Below are 8,782 nucleotides of genomic sequence, written 5' to 3'. Positions count from 1 at the left end.
CGGGTCGCCGATCGGCCATTTGCACATGTGGGCGCCCAGGGTCATCACCGTGGCGGTGCCCGGAAGCTCGGCGACGGCCCGGATCGGGGTCGGCGGAACCGGAGCGGTCGGGCGCGGCTGCACGGCCTCGATGCGACGCGGGGCGGAGGGCTGGGCCGGCGGCGTGGTGCGGGTCCGGGCCGGGCGGAAGGCGGCGGTCGTGGTGGTGCGCGCGGGCTGGGACGGCGTGGCGCGACCCGACAGACCCAGGCGGTGCACCTTGCCGATCACGGCGTTGCGGGTGACGCCGCCGCCCAGCTGTTTGGCGATCTGGCTGGCCGATTGGCCCTCCAGCCAGAGCTTCTTGAGCGCGCCTACGCGGTCCTCGGTCCAGCCTGCGGTCATGACGCCCTCCAGCGCGTGAGATTCAATATCTGGTGTCAGACTGGCGGCTGACCGCCTTCTGCCTACCACCGTTTGTAAACGAGGCGTTAACAGACGCAAGATGTGCGAATCACATGATCCACAGGAACCAGATGTTGAATCGGTGTTCTTTGAACGCTGAGCCTGGCGGGATGCCTTGCGCGGCGCGTTACGTAAGCGCATCTGCGCGGCCATGACCGAGATCGCCGCCGCTCCGACCACGCCGCCCCAGCCCCGCCGCTACGACGGCATCAACTGGGTCGGCCTTCGCACGCTCTACCTGCGCGAGGTGCGCCGGTTCTGGAAGGTCGGGGCCCAGACGGTGGCGGCGCCGGTGGTGACGACCCTGCTCTACATGCTGGTCTTCGTCGTAGCCGTGAAGGGCGGCCGTCCACCGCTGGACGGCACCCCCTTCGCCGAGTTCGTGGCGCCGGGCCTGATCGTCATGGCCATCCTGAACAACGCCTTCGCCAACTCCTCGTCCAGCCTGATCCAGGCCAAGATCATGGGCACCTCGACCGACTTCCTGACCCCGCCGCTCAGCCCGCTGGAGCTGACCATCGGCTTCTCCCTCGGCGCCGCCACGCGCGGGATCGTGGTCGGACTGGTGACGGCGATCTGCGTCATGCCCTTCGCCCGGCTGGGGCTGCACAATGTCGTCGCCATCGTCGGCTTCGGGCTGGCCGCCTCGCTGATGATGGGCATGGCCGGGGTGTTGGCCGGGCTCTGGGCCGAGAAGTTCGACCAGCTGGCGGCGGTCCAGAACTTCGTGGTCATGCCCATGACCTTCCTGTCGGGCGCCTTCTATCTGGTCGAGAACCTGCCGGAGCCCTTCGCGACCATCAGCCACTACAACCCCTTCTTCTATCTGATCGACGGCTTCCGCTTCGGCTTCATCGGCCATGCGGAGGGCGAGCTCTGGGTCGGCGCCCTGATGAGCGCCGGGCTGATCGTGGCGCTCGGGATCTCCAATTGGCTGGTGTTCCGCTCGGGCTGGCGACTGAAGAGCTGAGTTGATAGGCAGGGGGTCCAATCAGGGATCCCGCCATGCTGTTCCGCTCGACCGCCGTCGCCGCCACCGTCGCCTGTTTTCTGGCCCTCGCCGGCGCCGCAAGCGCCCAGACGACGCAGGCGGAGCTGAAGGACCGGGTGGCGGCCTATGTCCAGCCTTCCAATGCTGAACGGACCCGGGTCGCGGTCGAGCAACTGACGGCGGTCGGGTTCACGCCGGCCATCGAGACCTTCGAGGGCGGCGGGCGCAACAGCGGCCCGATGGAGGGCCGCAATGTGGTGGTCCTTATCCCCGGAACGGGCGGGGGCGCGGGCGGCGAGATCCTGCTGACGGCCCACTATGACGCGGTGAAGCTGCGCGACGGGACGATGTCTCAGGGTGTCGTCGACAACGCCGGGTCGGTGGTCGCCGTGATCGAGGCGGCCAGGGCGCTCAAGGCCAATCCCCCCGCGCACGATGTCCGCCTCATCCTGTTCGACCAGGAGGAACTGGGCCTGATCGGCGCGCGCAAATGGATCGAGGCGCACGGGATCACGCAGGTCGCCGGAGTGCTGAACTCCGACGTCGCCGCCTATGGCGACACGATGATGTACGGCCAGAACAACGGCGCCCAGTCGGCCTGGGTGACCCGCGCGGTGCAGGAGACCTGTGCGGCGCGCGCCCTGCAATGCGTCGGCTATCCGACCTATCCGCCGAGCGACGACCGCGCCTTCTCGGCCGCCGGCGCGCCTGTGGTTTCGCTCGGCTTCCAGGACCAGGTCGGCGCCCACCAGATGTGGCTGGCCTTCAACGGCGGCGAGAGCACGGGTCTGGCCGAGGGCTTCGTCCCCCGCGTCTTCCGCACCATCCACTCGGCCGAGGATAAGGTCGAGGTCGTCGAGGGCGAAACGATCCGCCTGACCGCCGACACCTATGAAGCCGTCGTCCGGGCCATGGACGCGAAGCTGACGGCGGACGGGAAGTAGGTCGCTACATCAGGGCGAGGGCAGCCCTGACGCCGACATAGGCCGCCACGATCAGGATGAGGCCGGCGAACAGGCTTCGCCCCAGCCTCGCCCGGGCGCCCAGTCTTCTCGCCAGCGGAAGCCCCGCCGCCGTGCCTACGACGCCTCCGACGGTCATGGCGGCGACGAGCATGGGGTCGACCCAGCCGGACAGGGCGTAGTTCCCCGCCGTCGTCACCCCGAAGGCGGCGACGCTCAGCAGGGACGTCGCCTGGGCCGTGGCCAGGCTCATTCCGGTTGAAACCATCAGCCCCGGCACGATCAGAAAACCGCCCCCGATGCCGAAGAAGCCCGCAGCCGAACCGACGCCGGCGCCGGTCAGGCCGGCGCGCGGGGACAGGGCCCAGTTCAGGCGCGGCTCCGGGCGGGCGACGGCGACCTGCGGTCGCAGCATGGCCAGTCCGACCGCGGCCATGGCCAGGGCGAAGACGACCAGCAGGGACTGGCCGTCGATCTGTTTGGCCAGCGAGGATCCGAGCCACGCGCCGACGGCCCCTGTCGTGGCGAACAGGGCGGCGCAGGGCCAGCGCACCCGCCCGGCCCGGGCATGCCCCGCCAGGGCCGTCAGCGCGTTCAGGGCCACTCCCGCCGCCGAGACGCCGATCGCCACATGCGGATCGGCGACGCCGACGACATAGAGCAGCAGGGGCACGGCCAACACCGACCCGCCGCCGCCGAACAGGGTCAGCAGCAGGGCGACCACGCCGCCGCTCGCCGCGGCCAGCAGCAGGGTGAGGAGATCGCTCGTCATGGCGGCGTCAGGCGCTCAGCGCCTTCCGGTTCCACGGCATGACCGCCAAAAGTCGCGCCATGCCGCAGAAGCCGGTCGCGCCGGCCACGAACAGACCGGCGCCCACGAACGCCGACAGCCCCCAGAAGGCGGGATGGACCAGAAGGCCCAGGGCCGCGCCGATCAGGATCAATCCCCCGGCCGTCATCTGCACCTGCCGCATCAACTCGATCGGGCTGGAGGCGTCTTTTCGGGTCGCGAGCCCTGCGGCCTTCCAGGCCTCCAGACCGCCGTCCAGAACGAAGGCTTCTCCCGGCGTGCGGGCGGCGAGGCGGGCGCAGTTCACCCCGGTCCGGTTTCCCGTGCGGCAGGTGTAGATGATCTCCCGACCGTCCGGCAGCCTCGATGCCGCCGTGTCGAAGGACGAGAGCGGCGCATGGACGGCGCCGGCGACATGCTCTCGCACAAACTCGTCCGGCTCGCGGATGTCCACCAGAAGGGCGCTGTTCGCCCGCAGTCGGCGATCAACCTCGGCGGGGTTGAGGGGGGTGAGCACGGTCATGGCGTCAGGCCTTTTCAGACGGAAGAGGGGGGCAATAGATCTCGGCCAGAACGGCGATGACCTTGAGCACCGCCGGTTCGGCGATCCGGTAGAAGATGGTCGTGCCGTCGCGCCGGGTGGCGACCAGGGCCTCGTCGCGAAGTCTGGCCAGATGCTGGGACAGGGCCGACTGCGACAGGCCGACAAGCGGCAGCAACTGGCTGACCGACAGCTCGCCGTCCCCCAACTGGCACAGGATCATCAGCCGCTTTTCGTTGGACAGGGCGCGCATCAGCCCGGCGGCCTCGCCGGCGCTGGCTTCGAAACGGTCGAGTCCGATGGCGTCTATGTCGATCATGGCGCCAATATATTCGAACTTGCTAAATAAGCAATAGCTAATATATAGGCCGCGAAAGAGGAGACGCCCCATGACCCTTCGCCCCGACGTTCGCGGATTTTTTGACCCGGCGACCCACACCGTCACCTATCTGGTCAGTGATCCGGCGACGCAGATGGCCGCGATCATCGATCCGGTTCTCGACTATGATCCCGCTGGCGCCCAAACCTCGACACGGTCGGTTGACGCGGTGATGCAGGCGTTGCGCGCAGCCGGACTGACACTGGCCTTCGTGCTCGAAACCCACGCCCACGCCGACCACCTGACCGCCGCCGAGCACCTGCGGGAAACCGAGGCCGTCTCGATCGGCATCGGCGCACGGATCACCCAGGTTCAGTCGGCCTTCGGCCTGCTGTTCGATGTCGCGGCGGACGGCGGGGTCTTCGACCGGCTGTTCGAGGATGGCGACACCTTCCCTCTGGGCGATCTGACGGTCGAGGTGATCCACACCCCGGGCCACACCCCGGCCTGTATCAGCTACCGCATCGGCGACGCGGTCTTCACCGGCGACACCCTGTTCATGCCCGACTACGGCACGGCCCGGACGGACTTCCCGGGCGGCGACGCCCGGACCCTGTATCGCTCGATCCAGCGCCTGCTGACCCTGCCGGACGACACCCGCCTGTTCGTCGGCCACGACTATCTGCCAAAGGGTCGCGACGACTACCGGTTCGAGACCTCCGTGGGGGCCCAGAAGGCGGGGAACATCCATATCGCGGGCGTGTCGGAAGAGGCCTTCGTCGCCATGCGTCAGGCCCGTGACGCCACCCTCGGGGCGCCGCAGCTGATCCTGCCGTCCTTGCAGGTCAATATCCGCGCCGGCGCCCTGCCGCCGGCGGACGAGGCGGGCCGACGATACTTGAAGCTGCCGCTCAACGCGATCTAGCCGGATCTATCCGATCAGGGTCCGGGCCGCCGCGCGGGCCTCGTCAGTGATGACGGCGCCGGAGAGCATGCGGGCGATCTCTTCCAGCCGGGCGCCGTCGTCCAGCGGATCGACGGTGCTGCGGGTCTGGCCCTCCATGTCGGACTTTCGCACCTTCCAGTGGGCGTGGCCGCGGGCGGCGACCTGGGGGCTGTGGGTCACGACCAGGACTTGGGCGCCGTCCGACAGGCGTTTCAGGCGCTGGCCGACCGCCTCGGCCACGGCCCCGCCGACGCCCTGATCGACCTCGTCGAAGATCATCACCGGCTGGCGCTGGTCGGCGCGGCCAGCGAGAGCCGCCTTCATGGCCAGGGCGAAACGCGCCAGTTCGCCGCCTGAGGCGATGGCGTCCAGCGGGCCGAAGTCGTCTCCGGCATTGGTCGCGATCTGGAAGCGGACGGTCTCGACGCCCAGCGGCCCGCGCCGACCGTCGGTCACGGGTTCGAAGGCGACGCGGAACCGGGCGCGTTCCAGCTTCAGCGGCGCCAGTTCGGCCATGACCGCCGCGGTCAGCCGCTCGGCCGCCGCCTCCCGCGCCGAGGTCAGGAAGGTCGCGGCGATGTCATAGGCCTCGCGCGCGGCCGAGGTCTCGCGTTCGGCGGCGACCAGGGCCTCGGCCCCGTCCTCGATCAGCCGCAGCTGTTCGCGCAGGCTGACGCGCAGGGCGGGCAGGGCGTGGACGGTGGTGTTCAGCTTTCGCGCGGCGGCGCGCAGGGCGAACAACCGCTCCTCGGCCTTGTCCAGCCGACCGGGCTCGAAATCCAGGGCGTTGGCCGCTGCGTCCACTTCCGCAACGGCCTCGAGGGCCTCGACGATGGTCCGGTCGATGGCTTCGGCGGCGGCGGCGAGGCGACCGATCACCGGGTGCTCGCCCTCCGATCCTTCGGTCGCCCCGATGGCCTGAAGGGCGCGTTGCCGGGCGTGTTCGACGGCGCGCAGGGCGGCCGACAGCTTCTGGACCAGCTTGTCGCCGCCCAGCTGGGTCCGGGCGTCGGCCAGGTCGGCCATGGCTTTTTCGGCGGCCCCGAGCAGGGCGCGTTCGCCCGCAAGCTCCGTCTCCTCATCCTCGCGCGGGTCGAGGGCGTCGAGGTCGGCGAGGTTGAGAGCGATCTCCTCGGACCGCGCGGCGGCCTCGGCGGCGGCGGCCTTCAGATCGGACAGCCGGGTCTCGGCGGCCTTGAGGGCCCCGGCGGCGGCGGCCACCCCCTCCAGCTGGGGCGACAGACCGCCATAGGCGTCCAGCGAGGCGCGGTGGGTCTTCCAGTCCAGCAGGCCGACGGTTTCGTGCTGGCCGTGGACCTCGACCAGCCGGGCGCCGATCTCCTTCAGGGCCGCGATCCCGGCCGGGGCGTCATTGATCCAGGCCCGGCTGCGGCCGTCGGCGCCGACGACCCGGCGCAGGATCAGCTCCTCGCCCGGCCGAACCTCGAACCCGCGCTCGGCGATCAGGTCGATCAGGTCGGGATCGTCAGGGGCGGTGAAGACGGCCGTGGCGCTGGCCTGTTTCGCGCCCGACCGCACCAGCCCCGCGTCGCTGCGCCCGCCGAGCGCCAGACCCAGGGCGTCCAGAATGATCGACTTGCCCGCCCCGGTCTCGCCGGTCAGCACCGTCAGGCCGGTTTCGACGTCGAGGTCGAGCGCGTCCACCAGCACGATGTCGCGGATCGACAGGGCGGTCAGCATGAGGGGCGCTCGTGATTCGGCATCGCCGCCACTCTAGCCGGGTCGCCGGATTTGTTCACCGCCCGTTCCGCGGCGACGGCCTCAGCCCGGGATGATGCGGCGCAGCCAGCTCTCGCGCTTGCCGGTCGGCTCGGTCTCCGGCTTGACGCCCTGCTCGTTCAGCAGGGCGTAGGCCTCGGCGTACCAGGGGCTGCCCGGATAGTTGAAGCCGAGCACGGCGGCGTTGCGGGTCGCCTCGTCCTTCAGGCCCAGGCCCAGATAGACCTCGGTCAGGCGATAAAGCGCCTCGGGCGTGTGCGAGGTGCGCTGGAAGGCGGCGTCGTCGATCACGGTCTTGTAGCGGCCGATGGCGGCCAGCGGCTGGCTGCGGCGCTGGTACCAGCGGCCGATGGTCATTTCCTTGCCGGCCAGCTGGTCGTTGACCATGTCGATCTTCACGCGGGCGTCGGTGGCGTAGGACGAGGTCGGATAGCGGCGGATCACGTCGCGCAGCCCGGCCAGGGCGGCCTGGGAATAGGCCTGGTCGCGGCCCACATCGACGATCTGCTCGAAGTTGCAGACGGCCTTCATGTAGAAGGCGTAGGCGGCCGAGGGGCTGCCGGGGAAGAGCTGGATGAAGCGGTCCGCTGCGGCGATGGCGTCGGTATAGTCGCCCGCCTGATAATGGGCGTAGACCTGCATCAGGATCGCCCGGCGAGACCATTCCGAATAGGGGTGCTGGCGCTCGACCTCCTGGAAATAGTCGACCGCATCGGTCCAGCGCCGGGACTGCAAGCGCTCGAAACCGGTGTTGTAGAGCAGTTCGACCGGCCGCTCCTCATAGGCGAGGCGGGGGCGGTTCCGGCCCGCACAGGCGGCGATCGACAGGCTCATGGCCGCGACCATCGCGATCGTCAGGGTGGTGCGGAGCCTGCCGGCCGGCATCGGGGAAGAGAACAACGAAGACACCCTCATCAACAGGCGGCGGAAACGCCCCATCCGGACGCCCGCGAAAATTCAGACGCGACCTCTACACCAGCGCCCCGGCCTTCGCCAATGCAGGCGAAAACAACAGGCGAAAACAGCAGGGCCCGTCTTGTCCCCGGCCCCCGCGCTGGTAAAGAGCGCAACCGTCATTGGCGTTTCGATGACGGCGAAAGGATGACCGGTCGATGAAGCTGCTCGCAGGCAACTCAAACCGGAGCCTCGCCCAGGCGATCGCCGACCACCTCGACATGCCCCTGACCAAGGCCCAGGTGAAGCGGTTCGCCGACAACGAGGTCTTTGTCGTCATCGAGGAGAACGTCCGCGGCGAGGACGTCTTCGTCATCCAGTCGACCTCCTATCCGGCCAACGACAACCTGATGGAGCTGCTGATCTGCATCGACGCCCTGGTGAGGGCCTCGGCCAGACGGATTACGGCCGTCATCCCCTATTTCGGCTACGCCCGGCAGGATCGGAAGACCGGCGGCCGCACCCCCATCTCGGCCAAGCTGGTGGCCAATCTGATTACCCGGGCCGGGGCCGACCGGGTGCTGACCATGGATCTGCACGCGGGCCAGATCCAGGGCTTCTTCGACATCCCGACCGACAATCTGGTGGCGACGCCGGTGCTGGCCCAGGACATCAAGGAAAACTACCAGCGCGGTAATCTGATGATCGTCTCGCCCGACGTCGGCGGCGTGGTGCGGGCGCGCACCCTGGCCGAACGGCTGAACGTCGACCTGGCCATTGTCGACAAGCGCCGCCCCAAGGCGGGCGAGAGCGAGGTCATGAACATCATCGGCGACGTCTCGGGCCGCGAATGCATCCTGTTCGACGACATCGTCGATTCCGGCGGCACCCTGGTCAACGCCGCCAAGGCCCTGATCGCGGCGGGGGCGACGGAGGTGTCGGCCTATATCAGCCACGGCGTCCTGTCCGGCCCGGCCGTGCAGCGCGTCACCGACGGCCCGCTGAAGGAGCTGGTCATCACCGATTCCATCGAACAGCCGCACGAGGTCGCGAGCTGCGCCAAGATCCGCACCGTGGCCGTGGCCCCGCTGATCGGTGAAGCCATCCGGCGTATCGCCAACGAGGAATCGGTTTCCAAGCTGTTCGATTAACCAT

Annotated in this window: 10 protein-coding genes; 4 read left to right on the top strand and 6 right to left on the bottom strand. The window is 69.1% G+C overall.

Annotated features, from left to right (window positions below; translation table 11 throughout):
• A partial coding sequence (locus ACT6QK_RS09170; RefSeq protein WP_444597522.1) for a GcrA family cell cycle regulator occupies positions 1-384 on the bottom strand: 384 nt, incomplete at its 3' end.
• Positions 385-595: 211 nt separating this feature from the next.
• Here ACT6QK_RS09170 and ACT6QK_RS09165 point away from each other — a divergent pair.
• Positions 596-1,414 (top strand): ABC transporter permease, encoded by an 819-nt coding sequence (locus ACT6QK_RS09165; RefSeq protein ID WP_444597521.1) that lies wholly within the window; start codon positions 596-598, stop codon positions 1,412-1,414.
• Positions 1,415-1,449: 35 nt separating this feature from the next.
• A complete protein-coding gene (locus ACT6QK_RS09160; protein WP_444597520.1) occupies positions 1,450-2,379 on the top strand; it encodes a M28 family metallopeptidase in 930 nt (309 codons plus the stop codon).
• Positions 2,380-2,383: 4 nt separating this feature from the next.
• Here ACT6QK_RS09160 and ACT6QK_RS09155 read toward each other — a convergent pair whose 3' ends face one another.
• Genes ACT6QK_RS09155 through ACT6QK_RS09145 form a run of 3 tightly spaced genes read right to left on the bottom strand, consistent with a single transcriptional unit; the run spans position 2,384 to position 4,047 of the window.
• The gene (locus ACT6QK_RS09155; RefSeq protein ID WP_444597519.1) at positions 2,384-3,169 is read right to left on the bottom strand and encodes a sulfite exporter TauE/SafE family protein; all 786 of its coding nucleotides are present in this window, start codon (positions 3,167-3,169) and stop codon (positions 2,384-2,386) included.
• Between the two features lie 7 nt (positions 3,170-3,176).
• Positions 3,177-3,710 carry a rhodanese family protein gene (locus ACT6QK_RS09150; protein ID WP_444597518.1) on the bottom strand — a complete coding sequence of 178 codons (534 nt, stop codon included), beginning with the start codon at positions 3,708-3,710 and terminating at the stop codon, positions 3,177-3,179.
• Positions 3,711-3,714: 4 nt separating this feature from the next.
• Positions 3,715-4,047, bottom strand: coding sequence for an ArsR/SmtB family transcription factor (locus ACT6QK_RS09145; protein WP_444597517.1), 333 nt, complete (start codon positions 4,045-4,047; stop codon positions 3,715-3,717).
• A 70-nt stretch (positions 4,048-4,117) separates the two neighbouring features.
• Between ACT6QK_RS09145 and ACT6QK_RS09140 the strand changes: the two genes are divergently transcribed.
• Complete coding sequence (locus ACT6QK_RS09140; RefSeq protein ID WP_444597516.1) at positions 4,118-4,972, top strand: MBL fold metallo-hydrolase; 855 nt, start codon at positions 4,118-4,120, stop codon at positions 4,970-4,972.
• A 6-nt stretch (positions 4,973-4,978) separates the two neighbouring features.
• Here the strand turns inward: ACT6QK_RS09140 and recN are convergent, their stop codons facing one another.
• The gene (gene recN, locus ACT6QK_RS09135) at positions 4,979-6,694 is read right to left on the bottom strand and encodes a DNA repair protein RecN (RefSeq protein WP_444597515.1); all 1,716 of its coding nucleotides are present in this window, start codon (positions 6,692-6,694) and stop codon (positions 4,979-4,981) included.
• 81 nt (positions 6,695-6,775) lie between these two features.
• Positions 6,776-7,579: an outer membrane protein assembly factor BamD gene (locus tag ACT6QK_RS09130; protein ID WP_444597525.1), complete on the bottom strand. Its 804-nt coding sequence runs from the start codon at positions 7,577-7,579 to the stop codon at positions 6,776-6,778.
• A 266-nt stretch (positions 7,580-7,845) separates the two neighbouring features.
• Between ACT6QK_RS09130 and ACT6QK_RS09125 the strand changes: the two genes are divergently transcribed.
• Positions 7,846-8,778 (top strand): ribose-phosphate pyrophosphokinase, encoded by a 933-nt coding sequence (locus ACT6QK_RS09125; protein WP_444597514.1) that lies wholly within the window; start codon positions 7,846-7,848, stop codon positions 8,776-8,778.
• Positions 8,779-8,782 lie beyond the last annotated feature (4 nt).

The organism is Brevundimonas sp., from assembly GCF_052436175.1.
Classification (GTDB): Bacteria; Pseudomonadota; Alphaproteobacteria; order Caulobacterales; family Caulobacteraceae; genus Brevundimonas.
The sequence above is the reverse complement of the archived record's forward strand: the minus strand, read 5'-3'. Positions and strand labels throughout refer to the sequence as shown.